This is a genomic window from Treponema parvum (assembly GCF_017893945.1).
In the GTDB taxonomy this organism is placed as follows: domain Bacteria; phylum Spirochaetota; class Spirochaetia; order Treponematales; family Treponemataceae; genus Treponema_D; species Treponema_D parvum_A.
On the sequence record NZ_CP054257.1, the window covers coordinates 726253 to 743549 of the forward strand.

The 17297-nt window shown below is 38.1% G+C and carries 14 protein-coding genes, 2 tRNA genes and 2 pseudogenes; 14 read left to right on the forward strand and 4 right to left on the reverse strand.

Annotation, left to right across the window (positions count from 1 at the left end):
• The first annotated feature begins 29 nt into the window (after positions 1–29).
• From HRI96_RS03270 to HRI96_RS03295, 6 genes are all read left to right on the forward strand, one after another.
• Positions 30–1073, forward strand: a complete 1044-nt coding sequence (locus tag HRI96_RS03270; RefSeq protein ID WP_210118099.1) for an acyltransferase family protein — start codon at positions 30–32, stop codon at positions 1071–1073.
• Positions 1063–2265: a glycosyltransferase family 4 protein gene (locus HRI96_RS03275; RefSeq protein ID WP_210118100.1), complete on the forward strand. Its 1203-nt coding sequence runs from the start codon at positions 1063–1065 to the stop codon at positions 2263–2265. Before HRI96_RS03270 ends, HRI96_RS03275 begins: the two co-directional genes overlap by 11 nt.
• Before the next feature lie 10 nt (positions 2266–2275).
• A complete protein-coding gene (locus HRI96_RS03280) occupies positions 2276–3442 on the forward strand; it encodes a hypothetical protein (RefSeq protein ID WP_210118101.1) in 1167 nt (388 codons plus the stop codon).
• Positions 3443–3751: 309 nt separating this feature from the next.
• Positions 3752–4930 carry an acyltransferase family protein gene (locus HRI96_RS03285; protein ID WP_210118102.1) on the forward strand — a complete coding sequence of 393 codons (1179 nt, stop codon included), beginning with the start codon at positions 3752–3754 and terminating at the stop codon, positions 4928–4930.
• Between the two features lie 108 nt (positions 4931–5038).
• Positions 5039–5326: a hypothetical protein gene (locus HRI96_RS03290; protein WP_210118103.1), complete on the forward strand. Its 288-nt coding sequence runs from the start codon at positions 5039–5041 to the stop codon at positions 5324–5326.
• A gap of 439 nt (positions 5327–5765) precedes the next feature.
• Positions 5766–6959 (forward strand): IS256 family transposase, encoded by a 1194-nt coding sequence (locus HRI96_RS03295; RefSeq protein WP_210118104.1) that lies wholly within the window; start codon positions 5766–5768, stop codon positions 6957–6959.
• A gap of 119 nt (positions 6960–7078) precedes the next feature.
• Here HRI96_RS03295 and HRI96_RS03300 read toward each other — a convergent pair whose 3' ends face one another.
• The 3 genes and pseudogenes from HRI96_RS03300 to HRI96_RS03310 form a co-directional block, all read right to left on the reverse strand.
• Positions 7079–8068 (reverse strand): NAD-dependent epimerase/dehydratase family protein, encoded by a 990-nt coding sequence (locus HRI96_RS03300; RefSeq protein ID WP_210118105.1) that lies wholly within the window; start codon positions 8066–8068, stop codon positions 7079–7081.
• A 17-nt stretch (positions 8069–8085) separates the two neighbouring features.
• Positions 8086–9159 (reverse strand): glycosyltransferase, encoded by a 1074-nt coding sequence (locus HRI96_RS03305; protein WP_210118106.1) that lies wholly within the window; start codon positions 9157–9159, stop codon positions 8086–8088.
• A gap of 244 nt (positions 9160–9403) precedes the next feature.
• A pseudogene (locus tag HRI96_RS03310) lies at positions 9404–10598 on the reverse strand (IS256 family transposase).
• 567 nt (positions 10599–11165) lie between these two features.
• Between HRI96_RS03310 and HRI96_RS03315 the strand changes: the two are divergent.
• From HRI96_RS03315 to HRI96_RS03340, 6 genes and pseudogenes are all read left to right on the forward strand, one after another.
• Positions 11166–11626, forward strand: a pseudogene (locus tag HRI96_RS03315) (sugar nucleotidyltransferase); the annotation flags it as partial.
• Between the two features lie 111 nt (positions 11627–11737).
• Entirely contained in the window at positions 11738–12931 is a 1194-nt protein-coding gene (locus HRI96_RS03320; protein ID WP_210118104.1) for an IS256 family transposase, read from the forward strand.
• A gap of 60 nt (positions 12932–12991) precedes the next feature.
• Complete coding sequence (locus HRI96_RS11905) at positions 12992–13195, forward strand: helix-turn-helix domain-containing protein (RefSeq protein ID WP_210118107.1); 204 nt, start codon at positions 12992–12994, stop codon at positions 13193–13195.
• A gap of 148 nt (positions 13196–13343) precedes the next feature.
• A complete protein-coding gene (locus HRI96_RS03330) occupies positions 13344–13559 on the forward strand; it encodes a hypothetical protein (RefSeq protein WP_210118108.1) in 216 nt (71 codons plus the stop codon).
• Entirely contained in the window at positions 13559–13930 is a 372-nt protein-coding gene (locus HRI96_RS03335) for a type II toxin-antitoxin system VapC family toxin (protein WP_210118109.1), read from the forward strand. Before HRI96_RS03330 ends, HRI96_RS03335 begins: the two co-directional genes overlap by 1 nt.
• A gap of 285 nt (positions 13931–14215) precedes the next feature.
• The gene (locus HRI96_RS03340) at positions 14216–16339 is read left to right on the forward strand and encodes a methyl-accepting chemotaxis protein (protein ID WP_210118110.1); all 2124 of its coding nucleotides are present in this window, start codon (positions 14216–14218) and stop codon (positions 16337–16339) included.
• A gap of 353 nt (positions 16340–16692) precedes the next feature.
• Here the strand turns inward: HRI96_RS03340 and HRI96_RS03345 are convergent, their stop codons facing one another.
• A complete protein-coding gene (locus HRI96_RS03345) occupies positions 16693–16986 on the reverse strand; it encodes a hypothetical protein (protein ID WP_210118111.1) in 294 nt (97 codons plus the stop codon).
• Between the two features lie 30 nt (positions 16987–17016).
• Here HRI96_RS03345 and HRI96_RS03350 point away from each other — a divergent pair.
• Positions 17017–17087: transfer RNA gene (locus tag HRI96_RS03350), tRNA-Gln, on the forward strand.
• 63 nt (positions 17088–17150) lie between these two features.
• Positions 17151–17223: transfer RNA gene (locus HRI96_RS03355), tRNA-Glu, on the forward strand.
• Positions 17224–17297 lie beyond the last annotated feature (74 nt).

Here is a 17297-nt window from a genome sequence, read left to right on the forward strand (position 1 = left end):
GAAGCTTTCTTTTTGGAAAAATAAAAAAAATGGATAGGCAAGAGGCACTGAAAAATATCGATATAACCAGATTTCTGATGGCGATATTTGTTGTTTGCTTACATACAAATCCATTGTGGGATATCAGTTTTCTTTTAAATTCTGCTATAGTCTTCTGGCTTGCTCGTCTGGCAGTTCCTTTTTTCTTTATTTGTACAGGCTTTTTTTTGGAGTATAAAGAACCCTATGATGAAGAAACAAAACGTTTTAGGGGTAAAACTCAGATTATACGACTTTTGAAGCTTTATTGCTTTTGGAATATTATTTACATTTTTATAGCCTTTGTTACAAAAAGCACAGGTTTTGTTTTTAGTTATAAAGAATTATTCGTAGAACTGGTGATACGGGGGGGGGTATCTATACTTTGGTATGTGCATGGTGCAATTCTAGCCCTTGTTATTATAAATATGCTTGAGAAACTTAGAATACCCCCAGTTGGGATACTGTCCATAGCTTTTTTATTTTATTTTATAGGTTTAGCGGGACAGTCATATTATAATATATTCAGAAAGTTTCCGATTTGGGATAATTCATTTGTCCATTATATAGGTGTTTCATTTTTATCAGTTCTTGGCGTAGGTGGAACAAGACATGGACTTTTCTTTGCTTTCCCATTTGTATATTTAGGAATGGAAATATATAGGCATAGGGATTCAATCAATTTAAAGCAATCTGTAATAATTTTTCTGATTTCTATGGTTGTTGGATTTTTTGAAGCTATTACAACACTGGAACTACATTTAGGTATAAGATGGGACCTAATGATTTTTATAGTTCCCGCGTCATATTCGCTTTTTTGTGTTTTGTTAAAAATACCAATAGATATAAAAATAGATACACATGTTTTTAGAACATTGTCACATGATATTTATTTTATACATGGTGCGCTAATTATGTTGTATACTTATTTTAATTTATATTTTCATTCGATATTGTATTTTGGAACAATATTGTTTGTTGCAATTGCAATAAGCGTTTTGAAATCAGTAATAATCAATTTTTTCAAGGAAATAGTAAATAAAAATGTCAGATAATGTAATGATTTTCTGTTCCAATCCAGTGAATGGCGGTACTGCAGCCGTAATGGCGCAGACTGTTTCGGGATTGGTAAAATATCCGCAATTTAAGGTTTTACCATGCGTGAATGCAGGAAACGATGTGGAAATTTATAAATCCTTGCCGGGTATTACATATCTTGACGTACTTTCAGAAGATCAAGCACTAGGAAACATTTCTCAAAATGTCGGAATTTTAAAAAGAATAATCCGACGCCTTGATAGAAATATCAAATATCGTAAAATTATTAAGAAAAATATAGAAACATTTATACGCTTTTTGAAAGATAATTCCATAGATTCTGTTCTTATCCATAATGGCGGATATGTTGGCGATGATCTTTGCAACCAGCTTTTAAAGGCTGCAAATCAAGTCGTTATGAAACACCGTATTATGGTGTTTCATAACGACTTTTTTAAAACAAAAGTCGGAATGATCCGCTTCGCTAAATACGATGCACAGCTTTCAAAATGGGCAACTGAGTTAGTAACCGTATCCCAGTTTACCCGAAAACGTATCTTATATAATTCTTTCATAAAGAAAGACATGGCGGTTATTTATAACGGATTGCCGGAAAAAAGAACGCTTACAGATGCTCAAAAAAATGAAGATTTGCATTTGGATAAAACCGCATGCAATATTGGTATGATAGGCAATTTCCAGAGCAATAAAGGTCAGTTGTATCTCTTGGATGCCTTTAAGAAGTTGAAAGAACTCTTTAATAGCGATGTTGTTCTTTCAATTATTGGGAATGTGTATGAGCCGGATTTTTTTGAGCAGTGCAAAGAGTTTATTGGGCAGAATGATTTGACTTCTTGCGTTAAGATTTACCATAAGATTTATAATGCTGCAGAATACTGCAATCTTTTTGATTTTATGGTTGTGCCATCTCTTTGGGATGAAAGTTTCGGACTTACAGCCTGTGAGGCAATGATTGCGGGTAAGCCTTGTATTGTAACTACAACAGGAGGTTTACCGGAAGTAATTACGGATAATCAGGACGGTTTTGTTGTTCCTATTGACGACTCGGAACTGTTTGCAAAAAAAATGTATGAGCTATGCCAAGATAAAGATTTGAGAGTAAAAATGGGACTAAATGCACGCCGGCATTATGAAGATAAATTCAGTTTGGATAAAATGGTGCAAAACTATGTAAACATTTTAGCTTAGGAAACGAAGAATGGAATTCAAAAAAATAGTTTTAATTTTTGACACACCGGCACTAAATACAGACATACAGACCTATTCATTGGAAGAGTTGCTAGACTTAGGGTACGGAGTATGCATTTTAGATGCATCCCCCTTTCTTTTACCGGAAGCAAATAGGATTGTTACTGCAAAGCAGCTGTCAGATAAACGGTTTGAGCCATTTATTTGTAGGACAAAAAAGGAATTGGAATATCATATAAGGCAAGATTCCAAAAACGCCTGCTTCATTCCGATGTTCAACAGTTATTATGATGTTAGATTTGTATTCAAACTGTTCACCAAATATAAAGTGTTTTATGGACACGTTACAACGGCAAGAACGGAACTTGAGCTTCCCAAAGGCATGAAAATTAAGAGAGAGTGGAAGGAAAGCAGGCTTAATCCTTTTCATCTTTATAAAGCGGTATATAACAGAATTATAAGTAAAATAATTAAATATCAAAAGGCAAAATTTTTAGTACTCGGCGGTAAAAACAATGAAGATTTGTATATAAATCAAACTTTCCATGATAGCAGCACAAAAATTATCAGATTTCACACTTTTGATTATGAGAGGTTCTTGATTTCCCCAAGATATAATTATAATGGCAAGCCTTACTGTGTTTATCTTGACCAATATTTTCCGTTTCATCCGGATATAAAAACTCAGCTGGGTTTTGATTTTACGGATGAAGACAAAAAAGACTTTGTTAATGATATGAATAAAGTCTTTGAACATATTCGAAATAAATATAATATGGATATTATCATTGCAGCCCATCCGCGAGCGGATTACAACAATAAAAAAGATTTATATCCGAATACAATAATTGAATACGGTATGACTTCTCAATTGATAAAGGGGGCAAGTTTGGTTGTTGCAAATTTTTCGAACAGTATGTTCTTTGCCGTAATGGCGTATTTACCACTGATTCTTGTTAATTCATCTGTTATAAAAAAAGTTCATCGGCTTGCAATTATATTACAAGGTTTTGCCGAACTTACAGGCGCTCTTGTTGTGGAAAAGGCATCAGAATTACCGGATAAATTTGAGATCCCTATTCACAAAGAAAAGTATGCACTTCTTGAAAATAACTACTTTAAGAGTGGGGAAAACAATGGTAAATCTATGTGGTTTAATATTATGGAATCTATATAATGGCAGAAAAAATTAAATTTAGTAAAAGACAACTTTTCTCTTTTTTTACTCTTATTGCCGTATCAATGCTTATAACACCTTTGATTTATTCATCCGGTTTTATAATCTTGAAAACCATGTGGGTTATGTTGTAGATTTGTCCATATATAAATGTAATTCGTGTTTTTTGTATTAAATAAATTTTAAGGTTTTACGTTTTTTTGTAATCCTAACTAAACTTGAAAATCTAGGCTATTTAGGAGAAATTAAGTTATTAGATGATAAAAAAATAATACGATAAGATTTTTATACAAAAGGAAATTTTTTTCTATGGAAGAGTCAACTAATATAGATACTGGCAAAGATTTTATAAATGACATGAAACAAAATACTGGTGCATTTCCCGAAGTGATTTCTTTACGGATTACAGCATTGCGATTTTTGCTTTCTGTTTTGGTTGTGTTTAGTCATAACAATTATACATCAGAAATGATAGCGGGAGCTGTTAATAAAGGTGGAATATCTTATATTTTTTGTCCGAACAAATTTACTATATGGTTGCAATATATTATTTCTAATGGATTTGCTTCGTGCTCCGTCCCCATATTTTTTCTGTTTGCAGCATATTTACAATCCAGAAAAAATGATTCCTATGGGACTCTATTGAGAAAAAGAGCAAAATCCTTGTTATTACCGTATTTTTTATGGATTGGAATTTATCTTATTTATCAAATATTTGGAAAACTAATTATTGCAAAACTTTTTCCTTCAATTTTAGCTCATCCTGGAATTACAGTATCCACTTGGGGAATAAAAAATTGGATTTCTTATATTTGGGGTTACGGCAAATATATGGGATTAGATGAAATTGGTTGTAATCCTGTTGCGGCAGAACAATTTTGGTTTGTCAGAGACTTAATGATTCTCGTTTTGATTTCACCTATTTTACGGTATTTTATGAAAGTAATTCCTATTTGTTTTTTTATTTCACTGACTATTCTGTATCTAGTTGAAATTCCAGTTTATTTTGTTTCAACTTCTGCGCTGTTTTATTATTCTGTAGGATTATATTGGGGAATATTTAATCTACAATTATTAGAAAATATAGATAGAGTAAGTTGGATTGAAATGGTTGTTGGATATATTTTTATATTGGTTGTAGGAAGAGTTTTTATTACAGAACTAATCTTTGTGAATGAAATAAAAATCTTAATTTCATGTATATTTTTTCTGAAATTTTCAACACTAATTTTAAAAAATGAAAAATGTTTTTCGTCTGCAAAATATTTTGCAAGTTTTTCTTTTTTCCTCTACGCTGTTCATATGCCTGCAATGCTTTTATTGTTCCAAACAATTTGGCTGCGGTTCTTCCCTATGAAGAACGCATTTTTCTGTATATTTGAATACTTTGGTGTTACTATAATAACAATTATAATTGGTACATCTATTGGTATTATCCTTAAAAAAAAGTGCCCATCACTATTTTCATTGCTTAATGGAGGAAGATAATAGGAATTAATAAAAAGTGATTGGACAAATTGTTGTACTACACGAAATGTATTTAGAAGTAGAATTTTTGAATACGGTATGACTTCTCAATTGATAAAGGGGGCAAGTTTGGTTGTTGCAAATTTTTCGAACAGTATGTTCTTTGCCGTAATGGCGTATTTACCACTGATTCTTGTTAATTCATCTGTTATAAAAAAAATAAATCGGCTTGAAACCGGATTACTGAGTTTTGCAGAACTGACAGGCGCTCTTGTTGTGGAAAATGCATCGGAATTACCAGATAAATTTGAGATCCCTATTCACAAAGAAAAGTATGCACTTCTTGAAAATAACTACTTTAAGAGTGGGGAAGATAACGGTAAATCTCTGTGGCTGAATATTGTGGAGTCTATATAATGACAGGGAAAATCAAATTTAGTAAAAGACAACTTTTCTCTTTTTTTACTCTTATTGCCGTATCAATGCTTATAACACTTTGATTTATTCATCTGGTTATACAATTTTGTTTTGTTGTATACTTTTAGTTTTCTTTTGTAATACAAAACTCGAAACTACAAATTTTAAAATGATATTTTTCCTTATTATTTTTTTTGGAATATATTTCATTTTAATGCTGTCGCAGTTTACTATTTCTGAAAATATTGCGTATAAACATAATTCTATAGTAATGTGCTTTAGTAATGTGCTTTATGGCTATAACTTTATTATTATTTAGAAATGAGAATATGCAATGTGATAGAAGATAGTGTACAATAAAGTTCGCAATTTGTGGTAGAAAAAAGCCATTGAAAATTCCAGAATGTTGGTTAGCACACTAACAAAAAAGGAACAAACAATGGCCAAGAAGAACGATACTGCATTTTTCGAAAATAAACTACTGGATTTTGTAACGACAACAGATCCTCTGTTGGAAATGCTCCAGTGGGTAATGGACAAGTTCATGGAGATTGAAGTTGCGCATAAGACCGGAGCTGAAAAAGGGATTCACGCGCAAAGCCGCACCGGTTACAGATGCGGCTACAGAATCCGCCGCTTTGATACACGGCTCGGGACAGTTTATCTTTCGGTTCCCCAAATACGACAGGGCGGCTATATCCCGTTCTTTGTAACGGAGAAGAAACGCAGCGAACAGGCGCTCATTCAGGTCGTGCAGGAATGCTGGCTGAACGGAGTGTCAACGCGCAAGATTGAGCATATAGCGAAGAAACTCGGAATTGAAAGCCTGAGCGCATCTGAGGTCAGCCAGATAAACAGCTCTCTTGACCAGATGGTCGATGAGTTCCGCAAGCGCAGGCTAGAAGCAGAGTATCCGGTAATCTGGGTAGACGCTCTTTATGAAAAGATTCGTGACAACCACAGGATTGTCGGCAAGGCCGTGATGGTAATTAAGGCGGTAAATCTTGAAGGGCAGCAGGAAATTCTTGCTGTAGAGCCTATGGAAAATGAATCTGAAGAGACATATTCAGCTCTTTTCAGAAAGCTCCGGGAACGCGGAGTTGAGAAAGTCTGGCTGTGCGTTTCCGATGCACACAAGGGGCTTCAGGCAGCGATACGCAAAACCATGCCGGGAACTACCTGGCAGAGATGTAAGGTTCATTTCATGCGGAATATACTTGCATATGTCCGGCAGAAAGACAAGGAAAAAGTTGGCGCAAGGCTGAAGCTTATCTGGAAAGCTCCGGATGAAAAATCGGCAAGAGCACTGAAGGATGATTTCTGCGAGGAATATGAAAAATCATTTGCCAAGGCAGTAGAATGTCTTGAAGAAGGATTTGAAGATTCCGTTCAGTTTTACGCCTTTGAGGAACTGGACAGTCGTAAGATCTCAAGCACCAACACGCTTGAGCGGCTTAACCGTGAAATACGGCGAAGGTCATCTGTTGTCGGCATTTTTCCGTCAACGAATGCTTATATAAGGCTGATAACAAGCTATCTGCTTGAGTATTCAGAGGACTGGCAGACTGAGCGTTGCTACATAAATGCCACTTCAATAAAAGTTCAAAAGGAGATTCTGTTTAACGCAGCATGATGGATTTATGACTTTTTTCAGAAACAAAATTGCGAACTAAAATTGACACAATCTCTTTCATAGTTAACATTCGCTCCTGTAATTAACAGATTGAATCAAAATCATATTAATAACCATAATTATTCACTATAAAAATTATGTCCTTGCACTTTATCAATAAACTCGTATTTAACCGTATTATATAAACCATCCTTTAATAATACAGGAGGTTTAAAATCCGTTTTTTGAATATTAATCGAATCAAAGAGTGTATTTGCGCAAAATTTTTTCACCCTGATAGAGCTGATTGCCAACTTTTTACCGGTTATTTTTGCTAGAAAATCAAAACAAAGACCGCCAAAATACCCTAGCCAATAAGGCCAGTGGAAAATCTTATGATTTTGTTTCCCGAGTATACCATAGACTTCCGTGGTGAGCGAATTCATATCAAAATCAGGCTTATCGATATAATTAAATAAGTGTTCTCCCGAAGGATTATTAAGAGAAAATTCAATAAATGCCGCAATGTTTTCAACATACGCCATCGATTTTTTATTTTTTCCATTACCGATAAAGGGGAAAAAGCCGGAACTAATTTGACGGAGCAGGTTATACACATTTCCTCTGTTCTGTTCGCCAAAGACAACAGTAGGACGAATAATAGTAAGCGAATTACTTTTATCGGTATTCAACCACTCACGGTATTTTCCTTCTGCCAGCCACTTTGTTCTTCCGTAATCATTAAAATAGTTTATTTTACCGGTCTCGTTTGTATTTAAAGGAGCAAAGCCGTAAACGGCAACAGAGCTTGTAAAGATAATTCTTTTTATCCCAATCTCAGCACATACCTGACAGACATTTTCAGCACCGTCAACATTGACCGCATCATACAAACTTTTAGGCTCAACATCATCCCTATGCTCAGCAGCTAAATTGATAACACAATCAATATTAGAAGAAAGTTCTTTTTTTAAAGATTCTCTATCCCTTACATCGGCAAAAACCCTTAATTCCGGATAAGTCTTGCTATCTTGCTTATCCAGTATTTTAACAATATGCCCGGCAGCTACAAGCCGTCTGGTCAATCTTGTTCCAATAAAGCCGGAACCACCTATTATTACTATCGTCATTATCCATCCCTTATAATTTAAACATTATTAAATATTGTTTGATATAATCTTTTATATTTATAGTACATCTTCTCAAATGTAAAGTGATGTGTATATTTACAAAACGAAGCTTCTCCCATTTCTTTTAATTTTTCATCTTCGCTTAGTATTTGCTGGATCGCGATAACCGTTTCTTCTTCTGTATTCACCAATATTCCATTCGAATCATCAACAAGTTCCGGTATTCCTCCTACATTAGAAGCAACAATAGCTTTTCGTTGGGACATAGCCTCAAGTATGGTCATCGGCAGTCCTTCATAATTCGTAAGCAAGCAAAAGACATCACAATACGGTAATAAAGAACTTGCATCGGGATAATCGCCCAGCAGTAATACATTGGGTGGAATAGCATATTCTTGCTTCAACTCCTCAAGTGTTTTTTCTGCGGAACCGCCAACCCATACAAATAAAAAATCTTGCATTGCCCGATGAGACGCGACATCAAGGAAGTCTACAAATCTTTTTTGCGGAGAAATGCGAGCAATCGTCATAATAACTTTTTTATATCCGGCACTATCAAACGGCTTCGTTTCGGCGATTTTAGACGGCATTATCCCATTATGGATAGTTATAACATTGATATGAATTTTTTCTTCCGTTAAGTGTATTTTATCATAGTTCGAAACTGCCACAATTGCTGCGCAATTATGCTGTAAAAACCGCTCCAACGGTAAGAATAGCCTATGCCTAAGACAAATGGAGTCAAAACCATGAACAGTATAAATAATACGGTTTCTATACCTCATTCCAGCAATACGACCTAATGCACCTGCTTTGCTGGAATGCAAATGAATAACATCAGGATCAAAACGCATAATAATTTTTTTTAATTCCAAGTAACAGCGTATATCTGCAAAAAAACGAATTGGTTTTACCATTGTTTTTACAGTAAAGCGAAGCACATTTTGATCTAATTGGCTCCACAAATATCCACCCGGCATGCTGGCAACAGCAACAGTATTTCCCTCCTGAGATGCTGCATTTGCTAAAAAAATACAAACGGATTGAGCACCACCCAATTCCGTATTCGTTATAATATGCAAAACCTTCATTCCAGTTTTCCTAAAAAGGACAGCCTTAAATATTTTTTAATAATGCCACTCAAACCGATCTCTTGACCAACACAGATAAATTATATCGGCAACCAGCACCAGCACCTATTATATTACTAAGTAAACAGCGATATTTAATGTAGTTAAATCTTAAAAAATATTCAATACGTGTAATTTTTCAAATTTATCAGGATTGTGTCAATTTTAGTTCGCAATTTTGTTTCTGAAAAAAGTCATAAATCCATCATGCTGCGTTAAACAGAATCTCCTTTTGAACTTTTATTGAAGTGGCATTTATGTAGCAACGCTCAGTCTGCCAGTCCTCTGAATACTCAAGCAGATAGCTTGTTATCAGCCTTATATAAGCATTCGTTGACGGAAAAATGCCGACAACAGATGACCTTCGCCGTATTTCACGGTTAAGCCGTTCAAGCGTGTTAGTGCTTGAAATCTTACGACTGTCCAGTTCCTCAAAAGCGTAAAACTGAACGGAATCTTCAAATCCTTCTTCAAGATATTCTACTGCCTTGGGAAATGATTTTTCATATTCCTCGCAGAAATCATCCTTCAGTGCTCTTGCCGATTTTTCATCCGGAGCTTTCCAGATAAGCTTCAGTCTTGCACCAACTTTTTCCTTGTCTTTCTGCCGAACATATGCAAGTATATTCCGCATGAAATGAACCTTACATCTCTGCCAGGTAGTTCCCGGCATGGTTTTGCGTATCGCTGCCTGAAGCCCCTTGTGTGCATCGGAAACGCACAGCCAGACTTTCTCAAGTCCTGAGTTCCCGGAGCTTTCTGAAAAGAGCTGAATATGTTTCCTCAGATTCATTTTCCATAGGCTCTACAGCAAGAATTTCCTGCTGCCCTTCAAGATTTACCGCCTTAATTACCATCACGGCCTTGCCGACAATCCTGTGGTTGTCACGAATCTTTTCATAAAGAGCGTCTACCCAGATTACCGGATACTCTGCTTCCAGCCTGCGCTTGCGGAACTCATCGACCATCTGGTCAAGAGAGCTGTTTATCTGGCTGACCTCAGATGCGCTCAGGCTTTCAATTCCGAGTTTCTTCGCTATATGCTCAATCTTGCGCGTTGACACTCCGTTCAGCCAGCATTCCTGCACGACCTGAATGAGCGCCTGTTCGCTGCGTTTCTTCTCCGTTACAAAGAACGGGATATAGCCGCCCTGTCGTATTTGGGGAACCGAAAGATAAACTGTCCCGAGCCGTGTATCAAAGCGGCGGATTCTGTAGCCGCATCTGTAACCGGTGCGGCTTTGCGCGTGAATCCCTTTTTCAGCTCCGGTCTTATGCGCAACTTCAATCTCCATGAACTTGTCCATTACCCACTGGAGCATTTCCAACAGAGGATCTGTTGTCGTTACAAAATCCAGTAGTTTATTTTCGAAAAATGCAGTATCGTTCTTCTTGGCCATTGTTTGTTCCTTTTTTGTTAGTGTGGTAACCAACATTCTGGAATTTTCAATGGCTTTTTTCTACCCCAAATTGCGAACTTTATTGTACATTATCGGTTTTTTGCGCATAGTTGATAAGTTTTCCAGTTTTCCGAAAGAAAACTCAAAGTTAAATTGAACGGCGCTATCTTAGACGTTTCTTAAAAAAACGGCATGCGAAGAAATTTCGATTTCCTAGGACGCCGTTTTCGTGCGCGTGAGCGAACAGTTATAAAAGAGTTTTCGAAAGGAAGCTCGCCGTTTAGCTTTGGCTGCGCCCATTCAGCGGCCGAAGTTAAACATGAGATTTTTACGTGATTCACCGCTTTTTTCGGTTAGATTTTACATGGCAATGCTGGCTCTTGAAAAACAGGTGGGTTATGTTGTAAATTTGATCATACATAGGCGTAATTCTTTATTGTTTTGTTGTTCTAAACAAATCTTAAAGGTTTACGCTTTTTTTGTAAATTCCTAACTAAACTCGAAATTCAGGGTATATACTAAAATAAAGTGATAAATAATAAAATAGATACTCTTGGAGATTTATATATGAAAGGCATTATTCTTGCCGGAGGTTCCGGCACTCGATTATATCCGCTGACACGGGTGGTTTCTAAACAAATATTGCCGCTGTATGATAAACCAATGATTTATTATCCGTTATCGGTACTGATGTTGGCTGGAATCCGTGAAGTGCTTATTATTTCCACACCGTGCGATATTGTCCTTTTTAAAGAGTTGTTTGGAAACGGCGATTGGCTTGGTATGCATTTTGAATATGCTGTTCAAGACAAACCTCGCGGACTTGCAGATGCTTTTATTGTCGGCAAGAGCTTTATCGGAAATGACGACGTTGCCCTGGCTCTTGGGGACAATATTTTCTACGGTCAGAGTTTTACTTCTACTTTGAAAAGCGCCGCTGAAAAAATCGACAAGAACAAGGGGCTGTGATTTTCGGTTATTATGTTGCCGATCCTACTTCCTATGGCGTCGTTGAATTTGACAAAGATAAGAAAAAAAACGCGAAGATAGTGTACAATAAAGTTCGCAATTTGTGGTAGAAAAAAGCCATTGAAAATTCCAGAATGTTGGTTACCACACTAACAAAAAAGGAACAAACAATGGCCAAGAAGAACGATACTGCATTTTTCGAAAATAAACTACTGGATTTTGTAACGACAACAGATCCTCTGTTGGAAATGCTCCAGTGGGTAATGGACAAGTTCATGGAGATTGAAGTTGCGCATAAGACCGGAGCTGAAAAAGGGATTCACGCGCAAAGCCGCACCGGTTACAGATGCGGCTACAGAATCCGCCGCTTTGATACACGGCTCGGGACAGTTTATCTTTCGGTTCCCCAAATACGACAGGGCGGCTATATCCCGTTCTTTGTAACGGAGAAGAAACGCAGCGAACAGGCGCTCATTCAGGTCGTGCAGGAATGCTGGCTGAACGGAGTGTCAACGCGCAAGATTGAGCATATAGCGAAGAAACTCGGAATTGAAAGCCTGAGCGCATCTGAGGTCAGCCAGATAAACAGCTCTCTTGACCAGATGGTCGATGAGTTCCGCAAGCGCAGGCTAGAAGCAGAGTATCCGGTAATCTGGGTAGACGCTCTTTATGAAAAGATTCGTGACAACCACAGGATTGTCGGCAAGGCCGTGATGGTAATTAAGGCGGTAAATCTTGAAGGGCAGCAGGAAATTCTTGCTGTAGAGCCTATGGAAAATGAATCTGAAGAGACATATTCAGCTCTTTTCAGAAAGCTCCGGGAACGCGGAGTTGAGAAAGTCTGGCTGTGCGTTTCCGATGCACACAAGGGGCTTCAGGCAGCGATACGCAAAACCATGCCGGGAACTACCTGGCAGAGATGTAAGGTTCATTTCATGCGGAATATACTTGCATATGTCCGGCAGAAAGACAAGGAAAAAGTTGGCGCAAGGCTGAAGCTTATCTGGAAAGCTCCGGATGAAAAATCGGCAAGAGCACTGAAGGATGATTTCTGCGAGGAATATGAAAAATCATTTGCCAAGGCAGTAGAATGTCTTGAAGAAGGATTTGAAGATTCCGTTCAGTTTTACGCCTTTGAGGAACTGGACAGTCGTAAGATCTCAAGCACCAACACGCTTGAGCGGCTTAACCGTGAAATACGGCGAAGGTCATCTGTTGTCGGCATTTTTCCGTCAACGAATGCTTATATAAGGCTGATAACAAGCTATCTGCTTGAGTATTCAGAGGACTGGCAGACTGAGCGTTGCTACATAAATGCCACTTCAATAAAAGTTCAAAAGGAGATTCTGTTTAACGCAGCATGATGGATTTATGACTTTTTTCAGAAACAAAATTGCGAACTAAAATTGACACAATCAACGCGAATGACGCCTTCAATTTTTCACCTTTTTGAGTTTATGTACGAAAGGATGGGAATTTTCATTTCGACTGAAGAACTAAGACATGCCATATTTTTGAACGGAAAAACGGCGTGCATGGGAAGCGTGTCTTCTTATATTTCCCGTCTACGCTCATGTTTAAATCGTTGCGAAACTGCAGAATGGATTCAAACAAGTGTTATAGGTTAATCTACTATGTAAAACGTCTGCCATACGGATAAATCCGCTTTTTGCAGATTCCCCGTTTTTTTTCAGTTAGATTTAACGTGAGGGCAATGCGGGGAGATGATCTTTTTATAAAATGTTGTATACTATGAGAAATAGATGGGAGGCGCCTATGTCAGAATTAGCTTTCAAGCAACTTTCAGCACAAATTGATATGCTTTCTTATGATGAGAAAATCAGATTACTTGATAAAATAGTACGGACTTTACATATGCCTGTAAAAACTCATGAAAGAGAATTATCGGACTTTAATGCTGCCTTTGGCTTGTGGAAAGATAGAACTCTTTCTGTTGAGGAAATAAGAACCAAGTCTTGGAGCCGCTCTTAATGATTTATCTTTGCGATACTTGTGTTCTTATAGACTACCTTCGTGGGAAAACCGAAGTTCAGCAAAAACTTGAACAAGGCAAAAAACAAGGTTTGGGAATGTCTTCTATAACATATATGGAGTTAATGGTTGGTGCTTTGAATAAGCGGGAGGTAGGCATTATAAAAAAGGCTTTTTCGGATTTTGAAATTGTAGAAATTTCTGAATTGATTTCGGTAAAAGCTAGGGGTTTGATTGAAAAGTATACTAAAAGTCACGCACTTTTGATTCCAGATGCCTTGATTGCTGCTACCGCATTAGAATTGGATTTACCGTTGTATACTACAAATATCAAGGATTTTCAGTTCATTCCTGATTTAGTTTTGATATAGATTAAGATATAGTTTTTGTAGAGAAAAGCTTTAACAACCAGCTTCAACGCTGACATTTGTTTTGTCACGAAACTTGCTTTATGGTCGCCTACGGCTCCCTTTTTTGTGCAACTTTCGCGTTAACTTTGTTTTGCGCTTCGCTTGAGGCAAAGGCACAAATGCAGATTAAGCGACCGTGTGGAAAAATCCGACTTAAAGGCTGACGCATTATCGAATACGGCAAGTATTTAAAAAGTCAGCATATTTGTTCGGTCTTAGATAAAAATTATGAAGGAGTTTGACAGAATGAAAAACAGAAAAGAAAAAAGGTGTTTTGCCATAAAAGTAAAATTACTTGTTATTTTTTGTTCGCTGGTTGCGGGAGCCGTTTTTATGCTCGCTTTTTTGCAAATGACCACCGCAAAAAAAGTTATAACGGAAAACATCAGCACTAATATTGAAGATAGAGCTGTCGTTACCGCTCAATTAATTGAAAGCCGGTTTTCCGCTATGCTTCAGGTTCTTGAAAATCTTGCCATCCGATCTGTTTTGTATGATGAACAAGTTCCTGTTTTAACAAAGATGAAATTTCTTGAAAACGAATTTTATACGCAAAAAAAGAACGCGGCTTGGCTTTTAGATTTATTTATTGTGGATACGAACGGTGTCTCATATACGTTTGATGCAACTCCGATTCCTGTTCCCGATAGAGATTATTATCAAGCGGCAATGAAAGATACGCTGTTTATTTCCAACCCGTACATCACCCGCTCCGATGATTCCGGGACGGTGGTCATAACACTTTCTATGCCTCTTAAAAATAACAACCGTATAACCGGTGTGCTTGTTATGGATATAGATGCCGCGGAGCTTTCCACAATGATAAAAGACATTGTTGTGGGCAAAACAGGCGAGGCGTCGATAGTCAGTAAGGACGGAGTTATTGTTGCCGATAGAGATATGGAACTTGTACGCGATCAAGTAAATATAATGGAAATAAGTAAAACAAATGAGTCTTTTAAATCATTGGCGGATTTTATACAGCTTGCTATGGAAGGCGGCGAAAACGGAACAGGTTTTTACCGATATGAAAATTCCGATAAAATTGCGGCATTCGCAAAGATTAAAAGTACCGGCTGGACAATAATCATATACGCACCGTTACACGAATTTATGGATCCCGTAAAGCACTTGCGGATTACCATGTACAGTATAGGAGCTGCAATCTTAGCTGTGACCCTTATCATCATATATATTACCGCACAGAAAATTGTAACGCCTATACAAAATACCGTTAATGCGCTAAAAGGAATTGCGCAAGGCGCCGGAGATTTAACAATTCGGCTTCCCGTTACCGGTAATGATGAAATTACCGATATGGCGGTGTATTTTAACGAAACGATGGAAAAAATCGGGACTTCAATTAAAGGTGTCAGCGAAACCAGCCATATTATGTCGGAAATTGGCAGCGAGCTTGCAAGCAACATGAACGAAACGGCAAGTGCAATACATGAAATCAGTGCGAACATCGACGGGGTAAAGCAGCAGACAATGACGCAAGCGGCAAGCATAACCGAAACCGCTTCTACTATGGAAGAGATTATCCGCACGATTAAAAACTTAAACGGCAGTATCGAAACACAGGCGGCCAGCGTTACGCAGTCTTCATCTTCAATTGAAGAAATGGTCTCGAACATCGCTTCCATTACTCAGACGCTCAATAAAACCGATGACGCAATTAAAGACCTCGCTTCCGCCACGGCAGACGGCAAAGACACGCTTGTCAACTCAAATAGTGTAACACAGAAGATTGCAGAAGAATCAGGGGGCCTTATAGAAGCATCAAGTGTGATTCAGCATATTGCAAGCCAGACTAATTTGCTTGCGATGAACGCCGCAATAGAAGCGGCGCATGCAGGAGAAGCGGGGAAAGGCTTTGCCGTTGTTGCAGACGAAATCCGTAAGCTTGCCGAAGAATCGAGCGCGCAGGGGAAAACAATAACCGCAACCTTAAAAATGCTGGGAGCCGAAATCGAAAGCCTTGCCCAATCGTCCAAAACGGTTGAAGAAAAATTTAATGTCATCTTTTCTCTTTCGGAACACGTAAAAACGATGAGTGCAAATCTTATGGAAGTGATAAAAGAGCAGGAAAACGGCAGCCGTGAAGTGCTTTCGGCAATTAAAAGCATCAATGCCGTAACAAGTGAAGTAAAAGACGGTTCGGCTGAAATGCTGAAAGGCGGGGAACAGGTTGCGGAAGAAATGCGTAAACTCGATGATTTAACAAGAGTTGTTACCGACAGCATGAATGAGATGGCTTTAGGGGCCGTACAGATCAGTAACGCTGTGCAGGACGTAAACGAGATAACGCAAAAGAATAAGGTAAGTATTGATAACTTGGTGCGGGAAGTAAAAAAGTTTAAGGTGTAAGGCGCTGATTTATTATAATTAGGCGAAAAACGGCCGAACCGTTTTTCTTTTATGCGACACGCCCGAAAATCCTCCTCTTGCTGCACGGCACGGACGCCGTGTCTGAATTTAGTCGCGTATTTTTGCTATGCAAAAATACGGTAGTGAGCGGTACACGGATGTAACGCGAACGACCACTGCTCGGATTTTCGGGTTTAAGTCGAGAGTTGAAAAATGCCTCACGGCATTTTTCTTTTATGTGAGGCGCCCGCAAATCCTGCGCCACTGCTCGGATTTTCTCGTTTAAGTCTGAAGGCGAAAAACGCCGGAAGCGTTTTTCTTTTATGCGAGGCGCCCGAAAATCTTCCGCTCGCTCAGATTTTCTCGTTTAAGTCTGAAGGCGAAAAACGCCGGAAGCGTTTTTCTTTTATAGGATGCGCTCGCAAATCCTGCGCCACTGCTCGGATTTTCTCGTTTAAGTCTGAAGGCGAAAAACGCCGGAAGCGTTTTTCTTTTATAGGATGCGCTCGCAAATCCTGCGCCATTGCTCGGATTTTCTCGTTTAAGTCTGAAGGCGAAAAACGCCGGAAGCGTTTTTCTTTTATAGGATGCGCTCGCAAATCCTGCGCCACTGCTCGGATTTTCTCGCTCTTGACAAGCATGGTCAAGTTCATTATTATATTCACACTGTATTACATTCCCCGATTGTGTAATGGTAGCACCGCAGATTCTGGTTCTGCTTGTGGGGGTTCGAATCCTCCTTGGGGAATTTTAAAACTGGCCGGAAGGTCAGTTTTTTTTAGCATCTTAGATGAAAATCATAAGATCGCTTGGTCCCTTCGTCTATCGGTTTAGGACAAAAGATTCTCAATCTTTAAAGACGAGTTCGACTCTCGTAGGGACCGAAAACTATACCGATTTTATCAAATAACCGTTTTACGATATACACAAAAACAAAAATATTCATGCATGACTTTCC